Source organism: Shinella sp. GW821-FHT11G07, assembly GCF_058808115.1.
Map to the genome: position 1 here is coordinate 124,349 of NZ_JBXARJ010000013.1, position 21,851 is coordinate 146,199.

18 protein-coding genes are annotated in these 21,851 nt (G+C 61.9%); 14 read left to right on the forward strand and 4 right to left on the reverse strand.

Going from position 1 to position 21,851, the window contains the following annotated elements:
- Positions 1-51: 51 nt before the first annotated feature.
- The 4 genes from glf to AC1RT2_RS23645 form a co-directional block, all read right to left on the reverse strand.
- Positions 52-1,209 carry a UDP-galactopyranose mutase gene (gene glf, locus AC1RT2_RS23630; protein ID WP_493105829.1) on the reverse strand — a complete coding sequence of 386 codons (1,158 nt, stop codon included), beginning with the start codon at positions 1,207-1,209 and terminating at the stop codon, positions 52-54.
- Positions 1,210-1,239: 30 nt separating this feature from the next.
- Positions 1,240-2,523, reverse strand: coding sequence for a DUF6250 domain-containing protein (locus tag AC1RT2_RS23635; protein ID WP_493105831.1), 1,284 nt, complete (start codon positions 2,521-2,523; stop codon positions 1,240-1,242).
- A 56-nt stretch (positions 2,524-2,579) separates the two neighbouring features.
- A complete protein-coding gene (locus AC1RT2_RS23640) occupies positions 2,580-4,625 on the reverse strand; it encodes an O-linked N-acetylglucosamine transferase, SPINDLY family protein (RefSeq protein ID WP_493105833.1) in 2,046 nt (681 codons plus the stop codon).
- A gap of 207 nt (positions 4,626-4,832) precedes the next feature.
- Positions 4,833-8,264: a beta strand repeat-containing protein gene (locus AC1RT2_RS23645; protein WP_493105835.1), complete on the reverse strand. Its 3,432-nt coding sequence runs from the start codon at positions 8,262-8,264 to the stop codon at positions 4,833-4,835.
- 702 nt (positions 8,265-8,966) lie between these two features.
- Between AC1RT2_RS23645 and AC1RT2_RS23650 the strand changes: the two genes are divergently transcribed.
- From AC1RT2_RS23650 to fliQ, 14 genes are all read left to right on the forward strand, one after another.
- Positions 8,967-9,926, forward strand: coding sequence for a flagellin N-terminal helical domain-containing protein (locus AC1RT2_RS23650; RefSeq protein ID WP_069059950.1), 960 nt, complete (start codon positions 8,967-8,969; stop codon positions 9,924-9,926).
- 311 nt (positions 9,927-10,237) lie between these two features.
- Positions 10,238-10,891 (forward strand): hypothetical protein, encoded by a 654-nt coding sequence (locus AC1RT2_RS23655; protein ID WP_493105837.1) that lies wholly within the window; start codon positions 10,238-10,240, stop codon positions 10,889-10,891.
- Positions 10,888-12,057 (forward strand): flagellar motor protein MotB, encoded by a 1,170-nt coding sequence (locus AC1RT2_RS23660; protein ID WP_493105839.1) that lies wholly within the window; start codon positions 10,888-10,890, stop codon positions 12,055-12,057. Before AC1RT2_RS23655 ends, AC1RT2_RS23660 begins: the two co-directional genes overlap by 4 nt.
- Before the next feature lie 10 nt (positions 12,058-12,067).
- Positions 12,068-13,384 (forward strand): chemotaxis protein MotC, encoded by a 1,317-nt coding sequence (gene motC / locus AC1RT2_RS23665; protein WP_493105898.1) that lies wholly within the window; start codon positions 12,068-12,070, stop codon positions 13,382-13,384.
- Positions 13,381-15,033, forward strand: a complete 1,653-nt coding sequence (fliK, locus tag AC1RT2_RS23670) for a flagellar hook-length control protein FliK (RefSeq protein WP_493105841.1) — start codon at positions 13,381-13,383, stop codon at positions 15,031-15,033. The genes motC and fliK overlap by 4 nt, the downstream gene beginning before the upstream one ends.
- Positions 14,957-15,535, forward strand: a complete 579-nt coding sequence (locus tag AC1RT2_RS23675) for a transglycosylase SLT domain-containing protein (protein WP_493105843.1) — start codon at positions 14,957-14,959, stop codon at positions 15,533-15,535. Before fliK ends, AC1RT2_RS23675 begins: the two co-directional genes overlap by 77 nt.
- A 279-nt stretch (positions 15,536-15,814) precedes the next feature.
- Entirely contained in the window at positions 15,815-16,489 is a 675-nt protein-coding gene (gene rem / locus AC1RT2_RS23680; protein ID WP_069059944.1) for a transcriptional activator Rem, read from the forward strand.
- A 100-nt stretch (positions 16,490-16,589) separates the two neighbouring features.
- Positions 16,590-17,798 carry a flagellar hook protein FlgE gene (locus AC1RT2_RS23685; protein WP_493105845.1) on the forward strand — a complete coding sequence of 403 codons (1,209 nt, stop codon included), beginning with the start codon at positions 16,590-16,592 and terminating at the stop codon, positions 17,796-17,798.
- A gap of 42 nt (positions 17,799-17,840) precedes the next feature.
- Positions 17,841-19,253, forward strand: coding sequence for a flagellar hook-associated protein FlgK (gene flgK, locus AC1RT2_RS23690; protein WP_493105847.1), 1,413 nt, complete (start codon positions 17,841-17,843; stop codon positions 19,251-19,253).
- A 3-nt stretch (positions 19,254-19,256) separates the two neighbouring features.
- Positions 19,257-20,312 (forward strand): flagellar hook-associated family protein, encoded by a 1,056-nt coding sequence (locus AC1RT2_RS23695; protein ID WP_069059941.1) that lies wholly within the window; start codon positions 19,257-19,259, stop codon positions 20,310-20,312.
- A 38-nt stretch (positions 20,313-20,350) separates the two neighbouring features.
- Entirely contained in the window at positions 20,351-20,704 is a 354-nt protein-coding gene (flaF, locus tag AC1RT2_RS23700) for a flagellar biosynthesis regulator FlaF (protein WP_069059940.1), read from the forward strand.
- Entirely contained in the window at positions 20,701-21,147 is a 447-nt protein-coding gene (gene flbT, locus AC1RT2_RS23705) for a flagellar biosynthesis repressor FlbT (RefSeq protein ID WP_069059939.1), read from the forward strand. Before flaF ends, flbT begins: the two co-directional genes overlap by 4 nt.
- Positions 21,141-21,587: a flagellar hook assembly protein FlgD gene (gene flgD, locus AC1RT2_RS23710; RefSeq protein WP_493105850.1), complete on the forward strand. Its 447-nt coding sequence runs from the start codon at positions 21,141-21,143 to the stop codon at positions 21,585-21,587. Before flbT ends, flgD begins: the two co-directional genes overlap by 7 nt.
- Complete coding sequence (gene fliQ, locus AC1RT2_RS23715; RefSeq protein ID WP_069059937.1) at positions 21,584-21,850, forward strand: flagellar biosynthesis protein FliQ; 267 nt, start codon at positions 21,584-21,586, stop codon at positions 21,848-21,850. Before flgD ends, fliQ begins: the two co-directional genes overlap by 4 nt.
- Position 21,851 lies beyond the last annotated feature (1 nt).

Here is a 21,851-nt window from a genome sequence, read left to right on the forward strand (position 1 = left end):
TTCAGGAGGCCCCGGTTTTGCCGGGGCCTTCGTCGTTCATCGGCAGACGCCTTAAAGCGGCGCGTGCAGGAAGGTCGACATTCTAGCATTCTCTGCCTTCCGGGCGAGATAGAGCCTGGCCGTATCGAGTGCCTCGCGGATGGTCACGTCCATGTCGAGATAGCGATATGTGCCGAGCCGCCCGACGAAGGTGACGCCGCTTTCCTGTTCGGCGCGGGCGACATACTCGGTGAGCTGCGCCTTCTCCTCGACCAGTCGGATCGGGTAGTAGGGAATGTCCTGCGGTTCGCAGGCGCGTGAGAACTCGCGGTAACAGACGGAACCGGCATGTTCTTCCCACGGCGAGAAATGCTTATGCTCGGTAATCCGGGTGTACGGCACCGAGACGTCGCCGTAGTTCATCACCGCACAGCCCTGATAGTCGCCGTCATAGGTGAAGCGCTCGAAATCGAGCGTGCGATAGCCGAGCCGGCCGAGCTCGTAGTCGAAATAGCCGTCGAGCGGTCCGGAATAGAAGACGTGGGCGAAGCTCTCCACGTCGTCCCGGTTGAACACGGTGTCCAGCGTCACCTTGATGTTGGGATGATCGAGGATACGCTCGATCATGTCCGTATAGCCGTTTTCCGGCATGCCCTGGTATTTATGGAAGAAGTAGTTGTCGTCGTAGTTGAAGCGCACCGGCAGCCGCTTGAGGATCGAGGCCGGAAGTGCCGTCGGCGAGCAGCCCCATTGCTTCTGGGTATAGCCCTTGAAGAAGGCCTCGTAGAGGTCGTTTCCGACGAAGCGCAACGCCTGCTCCTCGAAGGTCTGCGGATCCGTGATCGTCCTGTCCGCCTGATCTTCGAGGAAGGTGCGGGCCTCGTCCGGTCGGAAGGTCTTACCGAAGAACTGGTTGATCGTGTGCAGGTTGACCGGCAGAGAATAGACCTGACCACCGCTCGTCGTCTTCACGCGGTTCTTGTAGGGCATGAAGGTCGTAAAGCCGTTCACATAGTCCCAGACCTCGGTGTCGTCGGTATGGAAGATGTGCGGGCCGTAGATGTGCACCATCACGCCGGTCGCTTCGTCCCGCTCGGTGTGGCAGTTGCCGGCGATGTGGCTGCGCGAATCGATGATCTCGACCTTGTAGCCCTCCTGTGCGAGCTCGCGGCCGATGACGGCGCCGGAAAGCCCGGCGCCCACGATGAGGATTTTCTCTTTCACACCCATGCCAATCTGTCCTGAATTGAACCTGTCGCGTCAGCCTGCAGCCCGCAGCCGTGGTGCATCCGCCGGAAACAGCCGGTCGCGCATCAAAACCTCATAGGCTTCGATCAGTGCGGTCGGTTCCCAGCCGCGCTCCTGCGGGCCAAAGCTCAGATGGCTCACCATGAAGTCGGAATAGATCGCGGACGGCCGGTCCAGGAAGGTCGGCACGCCGATGGTGAGGGCGTGCTCGTCGTCGCCCTGCGGCAGCGCCATGTGACGCAGGTCGCGCCCGAGCCAGGCGATGAAGTTGATCGACTGCCGTTCGGTCCAGTCGACGACGGGTTCGGGGAGGGGAAGGGCCGCGCCGCCGGTGCCGAGGAAGAAAGCGTGCAGCTGGGTGGCGCGTTCCGCACTCTCCCAGAGGGTTCCGCCAAAACCGCCCGGCGGGCGCTCGAAATCGCCGACGCTTGCCGGAAGGGAGCCCGCCTGCTGCTGGAAGTAGGCGCAGACGCCATTGTTCACGACGTTTGCCGAGACGATGAAATAGTGCGGGTTGGCGCGGCGGAACTGGATGAAGCCGTCCAGCTTGTCGATGTCGAGATAGACGATGTCATCATCGCACTTCAGGAAGACCGCGTCGGAGAAGGCGTCGATTCGCGTTGCGTAATATTCGTAGGCCTGGAAGTACGGCAACTGCTCCCGCGGATTGCCGATATAGCGCCGGGTCCGGGCGTTGACGTCGCAGAGTTCGAGATCGGCGCCCCAGCCGCCGCGAATGAGAACCGAGGCGCCGGCGCCGAGGTTCAGCTCCGGCCAGGTGCCGATCGTCGCACCGTTGATTCGCAGCGTCGGCACGCCGGCCGAATCGATCATCAGCGCGACCTCATTGGGTTGTCCCGGGGAGAGCGCGCCCGGCGTCGGCTTGGTCCAGAGATTGGCCTGGTTGTCCCGGTCGAAATTCTGGAGTTGGTCGCGCGTGATCTTGCGAAGCGCGGAATGGGTGTTCTTCCAGCCGCCGACCACGATTTCGTAGCACTCCTGCGACCGATCGTTCGGAACGATCGCGATGTGCAGATCGTGACGAATCCGTGCGCTCGTGCGGAAGGAGGCCTGGGGTGTCACGGTCCCGGCCGCCTGATACGGCACCTTCGAGCCCATGTAGCGGGCGGGGCCGAACTCCCGGGTCACCCAGGCGTGGTCTTCGTCCGCGCGGGTGAAATCCCAGATGTGCCACTCGTCGATGATCCCGAGATCCAACGCCCGCCGGACGTACTGGGTCAGGATTTCCATCCGTTTCTGCCGTCCGGCAAAGGTCACCAGGATAACTGGGGTCATGCTGTCCTCGTCATTCAGAATTGTCGATCGCTGCAAGGCTGTCGTCTGCCGGGTGATTATCCGGCGGAGGTCCAGAGGCGGGCATCGGGTGAAAGCGGTGCGAAGTCGTTCAGGATGGCAAGCTGCGCGCGATAGCGCTGCCGGTAGGCCTGGTCGTCTTCGAAGTCGATGTTCGCGGCTGCAAGTTCAGCGCCCACGTCGTAGTAGAGGTCAAGGTTGCGTAGGTCAGGAACGGGCGTCTCGCCACGCTCCGCCTCGCCCTGCATCTGCCAGAACAGCTCCTCGAGCCGGCGGGCAAGGGCGGGCATGTCGCGCAGCGCGCAGGTTTCCCGCTGCTGCTGGAGGGATTCCTTGACGGCGGCAAGACGGGTCGGATCCTTGGCGAAAGCGACGGCCTGGCGCACATAATCGTCCGGGCTCTTGCAGACGAGTTCGGGAATGCCCGCCGCCACGACGATGCTGGCGCAGAAACGCGAGGCGAAACTCTTGCCGGCGACGGTCAGTACCGGCAGGCCCTGCGTGATGGCGTCGGCCGCGGTGGAATGCGCGCCGTAGGGGAACGTATCGAGGAACAGGTCGGCAAGGCCGATGCGGGCGAGGTGATCCGGGTTCTGGGTCTTGCCGGCGAAGATCAGTCGCTCCGGCGCGACGCCAGCCTGTTCGGCCATCTGCTTGACGCGCTCGTTGACGCTGTCATCGCCAACCAGCAGCCACAGCACGCTGCCTGGCGTCGCGGTGAGGATGGCCATCCAGCGGGCAAAGCAGTTGGCGGTGATCTTCTGCATGCCGTTGAAGCTTGCGAAGACGAAGGCATCTTCCGGCAGGCCGACCGCCGCTCGCGTCGGGCGCGGATTGACGGTGCGCTTGCGGTCCACCGGCTGGTTGCAGGGGATGCGAAGCACCTTCTCGGTATAATACAGCTCGTTTTCCGGCGGCACGATCTGTTCGTCGGCGATCATGTACTGGTGATACGGGCTCGCCATCGTGCCGGGATAACCGCAGAAATTTACGATGACCGGTGCCGGCCGATAGGCGAAAATTTTCGTGCGGGCGTGCTTGGTATACCCGTTGACGTCGATCAGTACGTCGATCTCGTCGGCGACGATCTGGCGGGCCGCGTCGACGTCGCTCAACTTGGTGATGTCGCACCAATTGTCGACCGCCAGCTTGATTCGCGCCTGCGTCTGGTCGATGAGAACCGGCTCGCCGCAATAGTAGGCGAAGATCTCGACATTGGACTTGTCGTGCAGTTCGAGCAGTTCGCTCAGTGCAAAACCGACGGCGTGCTGGCGCAGGTCCGAGGAGACGTAGCCGACGCGCAGACGCTGCCCGGTTCCGCTCTTGTGGCGCACCGGCTTGCGCACGAAGCCCTTGAAATCGGCCGGCCGGCCGACGGTCGCCTGGCAGTAGCGGTGCGCCTTTGCCATGTGGAAGAGGGGATCGTCGGTGTAGCAGGCGATCGTCATGGACGACATCGCGTCCATGAACTGGCGCGACGTGATGTGGGTCGACGGTGCGACGACCGGCCACTTGCACTGGCGCATGCGGAGCGAAATCCAGTGCTGGGCCGCTTCAGTGCGCGTGGGTTGCAGTTCCATCGCCTGCCAGAGGGCGGCTTCCGCCTCTTCGAGCTTGCCGGTCGCTTCCAGAACGCGGCCGATATGCTGGAGGCTCAGCAGGCGGTTGTTGATCTTGTCGGGTGTTACGTCCGCTGTCGCATCCGCAAAGGTGCGCCATTGCTGGACGGCTTGTCCCGTCAGGCCGCAATCCTCCAGCGTCCGCCCGAGATTGATATGGGCCTGGCCGAATTGCGGGCTGATCCGGATCGCTGCGCGCAAGGCGTGGATCGTGGCTGCCGTGTCACCGGCCTTCGAAAGCGAAACCGCGAAGTTGAAATAGGCAAGGTGCAGCAGCGGATTGGTGTCGTTGAAGGCGATCCAGGTCTTGTAGAGCTCGATCGCCGGCAGGGTGGCGCCGCCAGCAGCCAGCGCTTCCGCGGTCTGGAACAGCTCGGCAAGCGAGAGCTGCTGGTTGCGGGCGCGTCCGAGCAGGTTGAGGAGCGGTGCGTTCGGATCGGGAACGATGGGGGTGCTGACAGTCATGGACATCCTGCGGCAAGAGGCCTGCTGGCCGGGCTGTTGAACGACTCGAAAAGGAGCTCGTTTGCCTTGCTATCGGAGTTGTCTTGCGTCGGGCTGATCGTTTTTCGCGGCAGGATGGCGTGTGGCGCGGGTTTGCAAGCCCCATCCCCAAAGAAAAAGCGGCGCGGTGTGAACCGCGCCGCCTGTTTTCGGGATCGACCGTCTGGATCAGACGTCGTTGTAGGCTGCGATGATCGCTTCGACCTGCGCGCTGTTCAGGGCGCCGATCTGCTGGCTCGTGAAGGCGCGAGCCTGTTCCGAGCTCAGGGCGCCGATGTCCTCGGTGGAGAGGCCCGGCAGTGCCTTGACGTTGATCGCGGCGATCTCGTCCGACGTGAAGGTCGCGATCTCATCCGAAGCCAGCGCGTCGAGTGCAGCGGAGCTGAGGGCTGCGATCTGCGTGCTCGTCAGGGCGTCGACCTGGTCGGAAGTGAGCGTCGTGATCTGAGCCGTGCTGAGGGCTGCGATCTGGGTGCTCGTCAGGGCTGCCATCTGGTCGCTGTCGAGCGACGAGATTGCGTCGGTCGTGAGCGCTTCGATCTGCTTGGCCGTCAGGGCGACGATGTTGTCGCTCGACAGACCGTCAACCTGGTCGGAGGAGAGAACGCCGATCTGTGCCGTTGTCAGGGAGGCAAGCTGAGCGGTGTTCAGTGCACCGATCTGCTCGCTGCTGAGGAAGGACACGATGTCGGTCGACAGGCCGGCCAGAACCTTGGTGCTGATGGCGGCGATTTCGTCGGACGAGAAGGTACCGATCTCGTCAGAGCTCATCGTGCCGAGCGCTGCGGCGCTGAGGGCTGCGATCTGCGTGCTCGTCAGGGCGTCGACCTGGTCTGAAGTCAGGGTTGCGACCTGTGCGGTGGTCAGGGCGGCAACCTGCTTGGAGGTCAGGGCTGCGACCTGGTCACTTTCCAGCGATGCGATCGCATCGGTGGTCAGAACTGCGACCTGGTTGGCCGTGAGGGCCTTGACCTGGTCGGAGCTGAGGCCGTCGAGCTGATCGGAGGTCAGGGTAGCGACCTGTGCGGTGGTGAGCGCGGCTACCTGGGCAGAGCTCAGGGCTGCGATCTGATCGCTTGCGAAGTTCCCGATGGCAGCGGTGGACAGGGCAGCCAGGACCTTGGTGCTGATGGCGGCGATTTCATCCGATGTGAACTTACCCAGTTCTTCGGAGGTCATCGTGCCCAGTGCCGAGGCGCTGAGGGCTGCGATCTGTGCGCTGTCGAGGGCTTCGACCTGGTCGGAAGTCAGCGAGTCGATCTGAGCAGAGGTGAAGGATGCGACCTGCTTGGACGAGAGGGCGGCGATCTGGTCACTGTCGAGCGATGAGATGGCATCGGTCGTAAGCGCTTCGATCTGCTTGGCCGTCAGGGCGACGATGTTGGTGCTGGTCAGACCATCGACCTGATCGGACGTCAGGACGCCGATCTGGGCTGCGGTCAGGGCTGCTACCTGCTTGCTGCTGAGAGCGGCAATCTTGTCGCTGTCGAGGTTGGCGATGGCAGCGGTCGAGAGGGCAGACAGAACCTTGGTGGAGATGGCTGCGACTTCATCGGACGTGAACGTCGTGATCTCGTCGGAGGACATCGTGTTCAGCGCGGCGGCGCTGAGGGCTGCGATCTGCGTGCTCGTCAGAGCCTGGACCTGGTCAGAGGTCAGGGCGTCGACCTGGGCAGTGGTGAGGGCTGCGACCTGCTTGGACGTCAGGGCGGCAACCTGGTCGCTTTCGAGCGATGCGACGGCATCGGTCGTGAGCGCCGTGATCTGCTTGGCGGTCAGGGCAACGATGTTGTCGGTCGACAGGCCGTCCAGCTGATCGGAGGTCAGAACACCGAGCTGAGCGTTGGTAAGGGCAGCAACCTGCTTGGAGGTCAGGGCTGCGATCTTGTCGCTGTCGAAGTTGGCGATCGTGTCCGTGGAGAGGCTGGACAGAACCTTGGTGGAGATAGCGGCGACTTCGTCAGACGTGAACGTTGCGATCTCGTCGGAGGACATCGTGTCGAGCGCCACGGCACCGAGGGCCGCGATCTGCGTGCTGGTCAGAGCCTGGACCTGATCCGAAGTCAGGGCGTCGACCTGGCCGGTCGTCATTGCAGCAACCTGCTTGGCCGACAGGGCAGCAACCTGGTCGCTTTCGAGCGAAGCGACAGCCTCGGTCGTCAGCGCCGTGATCTGCTTGGCAGTCAGGGCAGTGATGTTGTCGGAGGACAGGCCGTCCAGCTGGTCGGAGGTCAGAACGCCGATCTGGGCGGTGGTGAGCGCTGCGAGCTGCTTGCTGTTCAGGGCACCGATCTGTGCGCTGTCGAAGTTTGCGATCGTTGCGGTGGACAGGCTCGACAGAACCTTGGTGGAGATTGCGGCAACTTCGTCAGACGTGAAGGTTGCGATCTCGTCGGAGGACATCGTGCCGAGCGCTGCTGCGCTGAGGGCTGCGATCTGGACGCTGTCGAGGGCGTCGATCTGGTCGGAGGTCAGGACGTCGACCTGGGCAGAGGAGAGGGCGGCGACCTGCTTGGCCGTCAGAGCAGCGATCTGGTCGCTGTCGAACGAGGTAAGCGCGTCGGTCGTGAGTGCCGTGATCTGCTTGGCGGTCAGGGCGGCGACGTTGTCGGAGGACAGGCCGTCGATCTGGTCGGACGTCAGGACACCGATCTGGGCGTTGGTGAGAGCAGCAACCTGCTTGGAGGTCAGGGCAGCAATCTTGTCGCTGTCGAGGTTGGCAATGGTTGCCGTCGAGAGGCTCGAGAGAACCTTGGTGGAGATGGCGGCAATTTCATCGGAGGAGAAGGTTGCGATCTCTTCCGAGGTCATCGTGCCGAGTGCGTCGGCGCTCAGTGCTGCGATCTGGGTGCTGCTCAGAGCGGCAACCTGATCGGAGTCGAGGATGGCGACCTGCGCGGTCGAGAAGGCTGCGATCTGCTTGGCGTTCAGGGCGCCGATCTGGTCGCTGTCGAGTGATGCGATGGCATCGGTCGTGAGCGCCGTGATCTGCTTGGCGGTGAGGGCAGCAACCTGGTCGCTCTTGAGGCCATCGACCTGGTCGGAGGTCAGAACGGCGATCTGGGCGTTGGTCAGCGAAGAAACCTGCTTGGCGCTGAGGGCACCGATCTGGTCGCTGTTGAAGTTTGCGATGGCGGCGGTGGAGAGGCTTGCCAGAACCTTGGAAGAGATGGCAGCGACTTCATCCGAGGTGAAGGTCCCGATTTCGTCCGAGGTCATCGTGCCGAGTGCGGCAGCGCTGAGGGCTGCGATCTGCGTGCTCGACAGAGCCTCGACCTGATCGGAATTCAGCTGGCTGATCTGCGCCGTGCTGAGCGCGTTCATCTGCGACGAGGTGAGGCCGGCGATGTTAGTGGAGCCCAGCGCATCCATCTGCGAAAGGGTGAGGCCGGTGATGGCGGCGGCCGTGACGGCGCTGATCTGGGTCGAGGAGAAGGCCGCAAGGTCTTCGGTCTCGAAAGCAGAGATCTGCGTGGAGCTCAGCGCCTTGATCTGCGTGCTAGTGAGAGCTGCGACGTCGGTTGTGGTGAGGTTTGCGATCGCGGTCGACGAGAGCGCCCGGATCTGGTTGATCGAAAGAGATGTGACGATTGAAGTCATGAACGCGCCCTTGATGGTTGGCTGACCACAAACGTCATTGCCCTGCGAGTCGCAGCGCAAAGGGCCGGTTCGGCGCCTCTACGGCATACTCAGCATGTCCTGCGCTTGCTGCAGCGTTGGACGTCCCCCGGACCCCTCATTGACTTCGCAATTCGGGTGTCCTTGCGGACGATAACTTGTTTTCATGGAACATGACTCGAACGAGCCAGCGTATCGGAAGGGCATCATGCTTACAGAGCCAGAAGGCGGCTCCGATCCCCACGCCAGTGGTTGCAAGCTCTACACATGTAGAATTCTTACAACTAAGCAAAGTTCTAAGCAGGAACTTCTAATAATGAGTTAATGAGATGCAACACATCCTTGCAATTCCAAATTCGGCCTGACTCGAAACGGAACGCTTGTTTTCCAAAATCGCACGGTATCGTGCCACTTGCAGGCAGTGCTCGTCGCATTTTTGGCGCGGAAAGGTTGAAAACCGTAAAAACCTGCCATCGCCCGTTTACGCTTTTTTCATTTTCCTTTCCAAATCCTTAACGGCGTTAACCATTTGTTAACCATTGGCCGTTAACCAATCATTAAGAACGATGGACTGACGCCCAGGGCAAACGAGCGGCGTCGGTTGCATGAAGCCTCCCATCGTTACCGGTCCCCCGCCTTTACTCCGGCATGTCCCCGACAATCACTTATTCAGGGCAAATGCCAATGACCAGCATCTTGACCAACTCCGCCGCTATGGCCGCGTTGCAGACTCTCCGTTCGATCGACAACAGCCTCGAGACGACGCAGGCGCGCGTCTCCTCCGGCATGCGCGTCGAAACTGCCGCCGACAACGCAGCCTACTGGTCGATCGCGACCACCATGCGCTCCGACAACCGCGCCATCTCCACCGTCGCCGACGCACTTGGCCTCGGTGCCGCCAAGGTCGATACCGCCTATACCTCCTTGGAAAGCGTCATCGACGTGATGAGCGAGATCAAGGCGAAGCTGGTCGCCGCGCGTGAGCCGGGCGTCGACAAGACCAAGATCAATGATGAAATCAAGGAGCTGAAGAACCAGCTCATCTCGGCTGCCCAGTCGGCCTCGTTCTCCGGCGAGAACTGGCTTTACAATACGGGCGACGAAGCACTCGGCATAAAATCCGTCGTCGCCTCCTTCGTGCGCAGCGCCGACGGCAACGTCAAGGTGACCACGCTCGACTTCAATACAGAGAACTCCGTCTTGATCGACATTGAGACGCCGGAGCAGGGTTACCTCACCAAGCCTATCGATCTTGCCGACGTCATGCCGGATCCGCCGGCCTTTGGTCCGTACTCCATCATCGACATGGACGATCCCGAAGCCGATGGCGTCGTCCAGCTCAAGGCGGATACGACCTACGAAGAAATCGACGGCATGATCAGCGTCACGGATTTCATCCTCAAGGACCTGACGAACGCCGCCTCCACGCTCGGCGCCATCACCAAGCGCATCGAGATGCAGGAGAGCTTCGTCGCATCGCTTGGCGACGTGATCGACAAGGGCATCGGGCGTCTCGTCGATGCCGACATGAACGAGGAATCGACGCGGTTGAAGGCGCTGCAGACCCAGCAGCAACTGGGCATCCAGTCGCTCTCGATCGCCAATTCGAGCGCAGAAAACATCCTCCAGCTCTTCCGTCAGTAAGGGCAGGACGATCTTGCTTCCGCCCGGCCGGGGTCATCGGCCGAGGCGGGCGGTTGGGCCGCGCGATTTGCCCTGGCGCGGCCCAACACCCTTCATCTTCATCCTCGCACAAGTTTGAACCCCTAGGCTCAATGGCACGATCAGGAAGATTGTGTGCCTTTCGCCTTCCGGAAGGCTCGGTGTCGAGGAGACAGGTCAGCGGTGTTGTCAGCTTCCAGTGTTTACGAGAGCGAGCGTCGAAACGGTCCGCGGGGTTCCCGACGGGCGCTGTTTGCGTTTGTCGGGCACGCGGCAGGGCTGGAGGGCATGGCATGAGCGTGCAACTCGCCCGCTACCTCAAGGATTTCGGCGCGCCGCCGCGCGCGAAGACGCCGACCTTCGCCTCCCCGTCGTTCATGCAGAATGACGGCGGCGCCAAGGCCGAACCCTTCGCAATGCCGCTCGCAGAGCCGCAAGTCGATGTTGCGGCGGAGCGGGCCGAGGCGTTTGCCGATGGCCGCGCCGAAGCCGAGGCGGAGCTTGCCGCAAAACACGAAGCGGACATGGCCGCTTTGAAGGAAGCGCATCAGGCCGAGCTTGACGGGCTCAAGGCGCGATACGAGCAGGACTACGCGGACGCACTGGCCAAACGGTTCTCCGGGCTGACCGCCGAGGTTGCCGATCTCGTCGCAGCCCAGGCCGCGCAGGTGCTGGCGCCCATCATGAGCCTTGTGCTCACCAAGGGCGCAGTTGCCGATCTCGCGCGCATGATCACGGAAGGTCTTGCGGGTGGCGAAGGTATTACGGTTACGGTGAAGGGGCCGGCAAACCTCTTCGAACAGTTAAAATCGCATTTCGAGGATAACATGCCGGTCTTCAAGCATGTCGAAATGCAGGATGTCGATTTGACGGTGGAGTTCAGCGAAACCGTCCTGGTAACGCGGATGGCGGCCTGGGCTGACACCGTACGCAAGGTGCTTGCATGAGCGAAGGCGAAAATCATCACCACGGCAAGAACGAGATCATCATCGTCAAGCGACATGCCGATCATGAGGGGGACCATCATTCGGCCGCCTGGAAGATCGCCTATGCCGACTTCATGACAGCCATGATGGCGTTCTTCCTCGTGATGTGGCTTGTCAATGCCGCCAACGAGAAGACGCAGGCTTCCGTCGCGTCCTACTTCAACCCGATCAAGCTGACCGACGACAAGCCGGCCGACAAATCGGTGAAGAAGCCGGCCAACAGTGCCGAAGGTGAGGCGACGCAGGACAAATCCAAGGAACAGGGCCAGCAGCAGGCGAGCGGCAACGGCGCGGAAAGCGGCAAGGACGAGAAGACCACGGCCGGCGAGGAAACCCAGTATTCCGAGGCCAATTTCTTCGAGAACCCCTATTCCGTGCTTTCTGAAATTGCGCAGGAAGTCGGCCAGCAGGCGAATGTGAGCGCCAAGGGCGAGGGCGGTGCTGCCAATTCCGGCCCGTCCACCGGTGCCAGCGGCGGCGAAGCCTATCGCGATCCGTTCGACCCCGACTTCTGGACGCAGCAGGTTGATATCTCGCAGGCGACGAGCGCCGGCAGCGAGGGCAAGACCGTTCAAGAGGCGCTTGCCAAGGACGAGGCGGAAAAGGCCGAAGCCGCAAAGGCCGAAGCGGAGCAGGCTGCGACCGAGGACGCCAAGGCCAAGGAAGACAAGGAAGCCGACGAGCTGAAGAAGCAGATTAACAAGGAAATCGGTACCCTCGGCAAGCTCGCGGAAGGCCTGACGGTCACGCCGGCCGAAGGCGGCTTGCTCGTCAGCCTGACCGACCAGCTCGATACGCCCATGTTCAACATCGGTTCGGCTGTGCCCCAGCGCGACATGGTGCTGGCGATGGAGAAGATCGGCAAGATCCTCGGAAGCCGTCCGGGCGCCATCGCGATCCGTGGCCATACGGACGCCCGTCCATTCGCCGGTGGCAAGAACGACAACTGGCGGCTCTCGATGGACCGTGCGCAGAGCGCCTATTACATGCTGGTGCGCGGCGGCCTTGAAGAAAAGCGCGTGAGCCAGGTAACGGGCTTTGCTGACCGGCGCCTCAAGGTCCAGGACGATCCGATGGCCGACGCCAACCGTCGCATCGAAATCCTCATTCAGACGGAAGGTGGCTGACGCCATGGGTCTGTTGCGGCGCCTGCTTATGATGGGTACGGTCTTTTGCGGCATCGCGTCTGCCGTGGTGCCCGCCTGCGCGGAGAATCTCGACGATCTCGCGCCCTACAAGATGATCCGTTCGCTGCAATATGTGCAGGACACGGTGGCGCTCGGCGACCATTCCGCAATGGAGATGCAGCGCTTTCTGCTGTCCACCATCGACGAGCGGTTTCGTACAGCGGACGCCGCGATTTTCGATGACCCGCGCAATGTCGATGCAGCACTCATCTATGCCATGAGCGGCGGCAATCCGGAGACGCTGGAACTCCTCATAAAAAGGGATGTCGGCGGCCATTTCGATTCCCGCATCACCGACGCCCTGCGCAGCTATCTGGGTGGCCGCGGCAGCCAGAGCGTGAAGTCGCTGGCCGAAATCTTTCCGGAATACAAGCGTGCGCGCGTTGGTCCCTACCTGGCGCTGGTTTCCGCCAATTCGGTCATCCGCAAGGATCCCGCCTTGGCGCTGACCTATTTCGACTGGGCGCGGCTGGTGGCGCCCGGCACGATCGTCGAAGAGGCGGCGCTGCGCCGCTCCGTCTATGTGACGAGTGAGGCCGGCTGGATCGACAAGAGCATGGTCTATGCGAACCGCTACGCGCGGCGCTACCTGCGCTCGCCCTATGCCAGCCAGTTCGCCGACCTCTTCGTCAAGCTCGCCGTCGATCATTTCGAGGCGATCAAGGAAGAGGATATTCTCGAGGTCCTGTCCTTCATGGATGTGCCGCGGCAGCGGGAAGTCTATCTGCGCATGGCGCGGCTCGCCGCGATCTCGGGCAAGAACAAGCTCGCTTCGCTTGCCGCCGAACGCGCCCAGATGCTGTCCGAGGACGGCGAAAGCGTGCCGCGGGTGCTGGCCGATCTCTATTCCGGACTGGCCTCGGTTCCTTCAGGCGATGTCTCGTCTGCGATGGAATCCATCATCGCCATTCCGGATGACAAGCTTTCGGAGAAGGATCGCGCCTTGAAGGCTGCGGCCAAGGCGGTGGCTGAGGAAGTCCTGCGCGCACCACAGGCGTCGCTGGCCGAAACGGAGGCCGTTGCCGTACCGGAACAGCCCGAGGATGCGTCCTATGCAGGCCTGAATGAGGCGGAAACGACGGAGCGGTCGATGGATCCGCAGGCAGGCGCGGAGGAGACCCCGGTCGCTACCGCCGCCGAGCCGGACAAGAAGAAGAAAGAGCAGGCGGCAGAAGCGGGCATCGATCCGACGTTCGATACATTCGTATCGAGTGGTCGGTCCAAGCTCGACGAGATCGACGCGCTCTTGAAAGGAGAAGGCAGTTGAGCAACACCGCGAACGGAATTTTGGGCGCCGCGCCGCACCTGGCGTCGGCAAAGAACAAGGCAGGACACGCGAAGACCGCGGAAACCGCCCCCAAAAGTGGCGATTTCGCCAGCACCGTGGCAAACCTTGCCGGACGGGGAGGCGAGGGCGGCCGCAAGGGCGCAAACCTCTCGATCCCCGTCAGTGCCACTGCGGCGCGCTCCATATCGACCGAGCAGGCCGGCGACACGCGGATCAGGACGTCGAATTCGAGCCTGCCGGCTATTGCCGAAGTGCTGCGCCGGGCCGGCGCCGAAAAGGCTGCCGATAAGGCTGCTGCCACGTCCGATGAGCTGGCCGGCTTAAAGGCCGAACCCGGTGAGACCGTGCGTGGGAATGCTGTACCCGGCGAAAAGGCTGTGGCCGAAAACGGCGGGAAAGCAACCGGTGGTCAAGCGGATGCAGACAGCGGGACGAAGACCGCCGCGCAGGTTTCCGCGAGACCTGATGCCGACCCAATCGCGAAAACGGACAGGGCCTTTGACGAGAAGCCTGTCGCATTCCACGATCTTGCGGACAAGCCGGGTGAGAAACCGCGTACCGAGACACAGGGCAGGACCAAGGCCGAGTCCACTGACCTCAAATCCGACAAGGTACCCGATGCCGATGCCGAAGCCGGCGCTGTACCAAGCACCGGCAGCACGGCCGACGTCGGCAATCTGTTGGCACTTCTAACCGCTCCGAATGCCGTCGCGCAGGTCATGGCCAACGGCCAGGCGGCCGCGGCAGCGGTTGCGGCAGGTGAGCAGAATGGCGACGAGCAGCCGGATGGCGACGTGAAGGGCGGGATCAATGCCCACGCCGATGCCTCCTCGGCATTGGCGGATGGAGCGCATGCCGATGCTGCCGCCGTCGAGACGGCCGCAGCCAAGTCAGAATCCGATACCGATCAGCTCTTCCGGCTTATCCGGGCCGACGGCAAGGGCCGCGACGTCGACATGAGCATTTCCGCCGATGGTGAACGCGCGGCCGTTCGTGACGCCAATCCGACCGGCGCGAAGGGCGAGACGGTCACGGTGGTCGATGCACGCCGGTATATCGGCCTTGCGTCGACGGGCAACTCGGCGGCCGTGACGACGGCGCTCACGCAGGATCCGTCCTGGGCGGCGTCGCTCAGCTCGACCGGCAGCCTCCTCCAACCGCATGAGGCCATGACCGGCAAGGTCGTCAACACGCTGAAGATCCAGATGCACCCGATCGAGCTTGGCCTCGTCACGGCGACGCTGAGACTGCATGGCGACGAACTGACCGTCTCGCTGCAGGTGCAAACGGCTGAGGCCTACCGCCAGCTCAGCGACGATCAGGATGCCATGGTCAAGGCGCTGCGCGACCAGGGCTTCGCCGTCGACCAGGTCAGCGTTCAGTTTACCCCGGCCGACAGAAACTCAGGCACGCAGCAGGGCGACGGGCAGAGCCAGCAACAGCAACAACAGCCGCAGTTCTCTAGCCAGCCGCAGGCTCGCGAAGGCGGCAATGGCCGCCAGAGCGCCGAGGGGCAGGCAGCACGCAGTTTCGCACGCGAGGAAGCATCCCATGAAGGCACCACGTCCGACAACGCTGCTGGCCTCGCTGGCGGCCAGTCTCTGCGTTCTGGCGGCGTCTACCTCTGACGCGAAAGCCGCCGTCGGCAGCTGCGAGCGGGAGATTCTCGCTGCCGCGGCCAAATACGATATCCCCGCCGGGATCCTCTATTCGGTCGGTCTCACCGAGACCGGCCGCAAGGGCTCGTTGCAGCCCTATGCCATGAATATCGAGGGCAAGGCCTTCTTCGGCCAGGACCGGCAGGATGCCCTGCAGGCCTTCGAGGCGGCGCGTGCCCGCGGTGCCAAGCTGATCGATCTCGGCTGCATGCAGATCAATCACCACTTCCACGGCGACCAGTTCACCTCGCCGGCGGAGATGTTCGACCCCCGCAAGAACGTCGAATATGCGGCGGCGTTCCTGGCGCGCCTTCATGCCCGGCACGAGACCTGGACGATGGCTGTTGCAAGGTATCATGCCGGGCCAAATAACGATCCGGCGCAAAAGCGATATGTCTGCCGGGTGATCGCCAACCTGGTCGCAACCGGCTATGGAAGCTGGACTCAGAACGCGAAGCAGTTCTGTCAATAATTCGACTAAAAGTTGAATTTTTTCCTTCCGGAATCTGTGCCGCAATGTGGCAAAAATGCGCCATGTTTCGGAACGGCAAGGCGGGTCGTTAACCTTTGTTAACTTTTCCACCATAAAATTGTGGCCGAAGTCGATAAGTCCTACTATATGTAGACCAAATCGGCACGCAATTCTTAATCAATTATTAAATTCCCCCAGTCACTTCCTCTAGTTGCCCGGGAATCGCCCGATTCGTACCACTGCCCGAACGAAGCACCACACTGATTCGGAGGCGGACGAATGATCGTAGTGGTTGATGAGCGCGAGCTCGTGAAAGACGGCTATACTTCTCTTTTTGGTCGCGAGGGCGTGCCCTCGACGGGGTTCGATCCCCGTGAATTCGGCGAGTGGGTCAACACCGCTGCCGATTCGGACATCGATGCGGTCGAGGCGTTCCTGATCGGTCAGGGCCAGCTCGGCATGGAGCTGCCCCGGGCCATCCGGGATCGCTCCCAGGCCCCGGTGATCGCGGTCAGCGATACACATTCTCTCGAAAACACCCTTGCGCTGTTTGACAGCGGCGTCGATGACGTCGTGCGCAAGCCGGTGCATCCCCGGGAAATTCTGGCCCGTGCGGCGGCCATCCGGCGGCGCCTGAAAGCGCTCACCAATTTCACCGAAATCGGCCCGATCCGCGTCTTCTCGGATGGTCGTGATCCGGAAATCAACGACGACGTCTTCCCGCTGCCGCGCCGCGAGCGACGCATCCTGGAATACTTGGTCGCCAACCGCGGCCGCCGGCTTTCCAAGACCCAGATCTTCAACGCGATCTACGGAATCTTCGACGAGGACGTCGAGGAAAACGTCGTCGAAAGCCACATCAGCAAGCTGCGCAAGAAACTGCGCAAGAAGCTCGGTTTCGATCCGATCGATTCCAAGCGTTTCCTTGGCTACTGCATCGACTGGCAGAACTGAGATCAGGATCGCCGGCTGGCGGGGAAGGCGGACCCCGGCAGCCAGCTTCACGCAAGGCCCGTCCCATAGGGTCGAAGTACGAGACGAACGGGGATATGACATGAGTCTTTACGGCACGATGAGAACGGGTGTTTCCGGCATGAACGCACAGGCAAATCGCCTGAGCACCGTTGCCGACAACATCGCCAACGCGAATACGACGGGCTACAAGAAGGCCTCGACCCAGTTCTCCTCCCTGATTCTGCCTTCGACGGGCGGCGCCTACAATTCGGGTGGCGTCACCACGGATGTGCGTTACTCCATCTCGGCGCAGGGCACCTTCACCTACACGACCTCTTCGACCGATCTTGCCATCAACGGCAAGGGCTTCTTCATTGTCGAAGGCACGGACGGCCAGGAATACATGACCCGCGCCGGCGCCTTCACCATGATGGATGACGGCTCGCTGCAGAACTCCGCCGGCTACACGCTGATGGGCTACGAATATTCCTCGACCGAGGACCCGACGATCGTCGTCAACGGCTTCGACGGCCTGCAGCAGATCAACCTGTCGTCCAGCGCGCTGAACGCCAAGGGTTCGACCGCCGGTGCGCTCGACGTCAACCTGCCGTCCAACGAACCGGATGGCTACGAGAAGAAGACCTCGCTCGTCGCCTATGACAGCCAAGGCAACAAGCGCCTGATCGAATTCACCTACACGAAAACCGGCGACAATGCCTGGTCGGTCGACGCGACCTATGACGGCACCTCGGTGTTGGCAGGTGGCACCCCCATTGCAATGACCTTCGATTCGCAGGGCAAGCTTCTGACGCCGTCACCGGCGACGATCACCACGACGGCGCAAACCCTCGATGGGGCAAACCTCAATGCACTCTCCATCAGCATTGGTGGTTCGAGCCAGCTCGCCTCCGCCTTCGACGTGTCCAACGGTAAGATCGACGGCAACGGCGCCAGCAAGGTAACCGGCTACGAAATCAGCGACGACGGCGTCGTCTCGCTGAAGTACAGCAACGGTGAACTGACGCCGAAGTACCGCATCGCCATGGCTTCGGTACAGAGCCCCGACAACCTGAAGCCGCTGCCCGGCAACGTCTATTCGCAGAGCAACGAATCCGGCGTCGTCGTCATGGGTTATGCCGGCACCAACGGTTACGGCAGCATCATCTCCGGCGCGCTGGAAGACTCCAATGTCGACATCGCCGAAGAGCTGACAAGCATGATCGAGTCGCAGCGTAACTACACGGCGAACTCGAAGGTCTTCCAGACCGGCTCGGAACTCATGGAAGTCCTCGTCAACCTCAAGAGATAAGGCGGTTTAAACCCGCGCGCATTCCAGAGTTAGGTAGCAACGATGTCGCTTTCAGCAGCAATGAAGACTGCTCAGTCCAGTTTCTCCAACGTCGGCTTGCAATCCGCCGTCGCGTCGAAGAACATTGCCAATGCAAGCGACACGGCCTACGCCCGCCGCTCGGCGATCCTCGCCACGGCGGCGACCGGCGCCTCGGTTGTCGAAACGCAGCGTGCCCAGAACGAGGCGTTGCTGAAGCAGAATCTGCTCAGCATCTCCAAGTCCGCCGGGCAGGATACGCTGCTTTCCGGCCTGACGCGAATGAAGACGATGCTCGGCGGCGAGGATTACGAACTCGCCCCGTCCACCTATCTCGCTAAGCTGCGCGACAATCTCCAGACCTTCGCCGACAAGCCGAACGAAGTCTCGCTCGCCGAGACGGTGGTGGCGGATGCGATCGACGTCGCCAATGCGCTGAACACCACGTCTCAGGCGTTGCAGAAGCTGCGCGCCGAGGCGGATTCGGACATCGCGACTTCGGTCACGGAGCTCAACCGCCTGCTCGGGGAATTCAAGACCTACAACGATCAGGTCAAGCAGGGCACCGCTGCCGGTACGGACGTCAACGATGCGCTCGACCAGCGCGACAAGCTGCTGACCCAGATCTCATCGATCGTCGGCGTCAGCACCATGAGGCGGTCGAACAACGATCTCGCGCTCTACACGAGCGACGGCACCGTGCTCTTCGAAACCGTTGCACGCACGGTGACCTTCGCACCGACGCCGACTTATACGGCGGCCGTGACGGGCAACCAGGTCTATATCGACGGCGTCGCCGTCCAGGCGGGTACTGGCGGCAACACAAGCGCCCAGGGCTCGATAGCGGCACTCCTGCAGATCCGCGACCACGCAGCACCGACCTTCCAGAAGCAGCTCGATGAAATCGCCCGCGGCGTCATCACGATGTTCTCCGAGGGCACTGACGAAGGCCTGTTCATCAGCAACGGCCTGCCGGCGCTGACGGATCCGGGCCTCTCGACCGTCATCCGCGTGAACCCCGATGTCATTTCGAACGAGGGCGGCAATCCGATGCTGCTCCGCGACGGCATCAACACCAACTACAACGTCGACAACAATGCGAGCTTTTCGGAGCTGCTGAACGGGTATGCCTCCGCCTTCGAGGCGCCGATGACCTTCGATCCGGCGGCCGCGATCGACGCGTCGGCAACCATCCTCGCCTTCGGCACGTCGTCGGTCGGCTGGGTGGAGCAGCTTCGCAGTGCGGCGACGACGGCGGGCGACGACAAGTCGGCGCTTCTCGGCCGCACCCAGGAAGCCCTCCTCAATGTGACCGCCGTCAGCCTCGACGAGGAGCTGGCGCTGCTTCTCGACCTCGAGCAGTCCTACAAAGCGTCAGCGAAACTCGTGGCAGCGGTCGATGAGATGATCGCGGCGCTTCTCCAAGCGGCGGGCTAAGGTATGAAGGCTTCTTTCGTTTCGAACATGTCCCTTCAGAATGCGATGCGGCTCACCGTGGCCACAGCGCAGAAGGAGATGCTGAAAGTCCAGGAGGAAAGCGTCACCGGGCGTCATTCGGACGTCGGTGCTGTCCTCGGCGCCAAGACCGCACGCACGCTCAACCTGCACCGCGATCTCCAGCGCATGGAATCGCTGAAAAGCACGAACGCGCTTACCACGCAGCGCCTCTCCGCCTCGCAGGAATCCCTGGGCACGATGTCGACGGCGGCGAACGACGCCATGGGCGTGTTGATCGCGCTCTCCGGCATCACCTCCGCCGATCAGCTGCAGTTGGCGCAGAAGAACCTCGGCAGCGCCCTCCAGACGTTCACTGCTGCTGCAAACACCTCCTTCAGCGGCGAATATCTCTTCGCCGGCATCAATTCCGACGTGATGCCGCTCAACGACTATTTCCAGGAATCGCCGGTTTCCGACGCCAAGGCTGAATTCGACGCGGCCTTCCTCGCGCATTTCGGCTTCGACCAGGATGACAACGCCGTCGCCACCATCGATCCGGCGGACATGCAGTCCTTCATCGACACCCTCGAAGCGAGCTTCACGAGCGTGGATTGGCAGAACGACTGGTCGAACGCTTCCAGCGAGAACATGGAAAGCCGCGTCAGCACATCGGAGACCGTGCAGAGTTCGACCAACACCAACGCGGACGGCATGCGCTACATGGCACTCGGCCTCGTGCTGGGGCAGGAACTGCTGGCGCTCAACATCAGCGAAAGCGCGCGCAAGGTCGTCAGCGACGCGTCGATCGATTACATGGGCCGGGCGATTTCCGGCATTGACGGCGAGCGCAGCAAGCTCGGCATCTCCGAAGCGCGCGTTGCGCAGGCCAACACCTCGCTCAGTGCTCAGATCACCATTCTGAGCAACAGCATCAAGGACATGGAAGGTATCGATACCTACGAGGCGGCCACGCGTGTCACCACGCTCGAATCGCAGCTTTCGCTCGCCTACACGCTGACGTCGAGGATCCAGAACCTGAGCCTGCTGAATTACCTCTGATGAACCAGAGGGTACGGACACACATGAAGGATGTCTGAATGTACCAGTTTTCATATGCCGAGATCATGGAGGAGGGCGTCGCCGTCTCGAAAGATCGGGAACGACAGGTTCTCGACCGTTCGATCGCGCTCCTCAAGACGGCAATGGCGTCCGATGGCGGCAACTACGGCAAGGAGGCGGTGGAGGCCATTTACTTCACACGCCGCGTCTGGATCCGCTTCATCGAAGACCTCGGAAACCCGGAGAACCAGCTCGAAGACGAGCTGAGGGCCAATCTTATCTCCATTGCAATCTGGATTCTCAAGGAAATCGAAAAGATCCGCAAACGCGAATCGACGAACTTCCAGGGCATCATCGACATCACCACCATCATCAAGGATGGCATCAAATGAAAAGTACCCTGCGTATATCCCTGAAGTCCGGTGAGCGCATTTTCGTCAACGGCGCTGTTTTGAGGGTCGACCGCAAGGTAGCGGTCGAGTTCCTGAACGATGTCACATTCCTCCTGGAGAACCACGTTCTCCAGCCGGAACAGGCGACGACGCCGCTTCGCCAGCTCTACTTCATCGCGCAGATGGCATTGATCAACCCGGAGGGCGCCGAACAGTCGATCGCCATGTTCCGCAAGTCGGTCATCATGCTGCTCTCCTGCTTCAAGAACGAAGAGGTTCTGGCCGAACTGAAGCGCGTCGATGCGCTCGTCACCCAGGACCGCGTCTTCGAAGCGCTGAAGGCTATCCGCGGGCTCTACCCGCTCGAGGATCGCATCCTTAACAACCACGAAATGGCGCCGGCCACGATCGAGCAGATCCGCAGGGAGATCGCACCATGGTAACGCCCGTCGGCGCCGCATCGAGCGCCAACACGCCCTATACGCCCTCGGTCTCCGGCGCCGATTCCGGCACGGACGAGAAGACCGCGACGCTGAACTACGAGAGCTTCCTGAAGCTGCTCGTCGCGCAGATGAAGAACCAGGATCCGACGGAGCCGATGGACGCGACCCAGCAGATGGCGCAGCTTGCGACCTTCTCGCAGGTCGAGCAGACCATCAAGACGAACAAGAACCTGGAAAGCCTGCTCCAGCGCACGTCGCTGCAGGAAGCCAACTCCGTGATCGGCCGCACCGTGACCAGCGAAGACGGCAAGATCACTGGTGTGGTGAAGGAAGTCACACTATACAATGACGGCATTGTCGCGAAGCTTGATTCGGGCAAGACGCTCGTCATCGGGCCGGGCGTGAAGATCAGCGACGGAAAAAGCGATACCAAGACGTGAATGAGGCAGACGCCCTCGATATAGCGCAGGCAGCCATCTGGACGGTCATCGCGGCCTCCGGCCCGGCCGTGCTCGCCGCCATGATCGTGGGCGTCGCCATTGCCTTTGTGCAGGCGCTGACCCAGGTGCAGGAAATGACCCTCACCTTCGTGCCGAAAATCCTCGCGATCTTCGTGACGATCGCCATCTCGGCCCCCTTCATCGGCGCCCAGATCTCCATTTTTACCGATCTCGTCTTTTCCCGGATAGAAAGCGGCTTCTAGC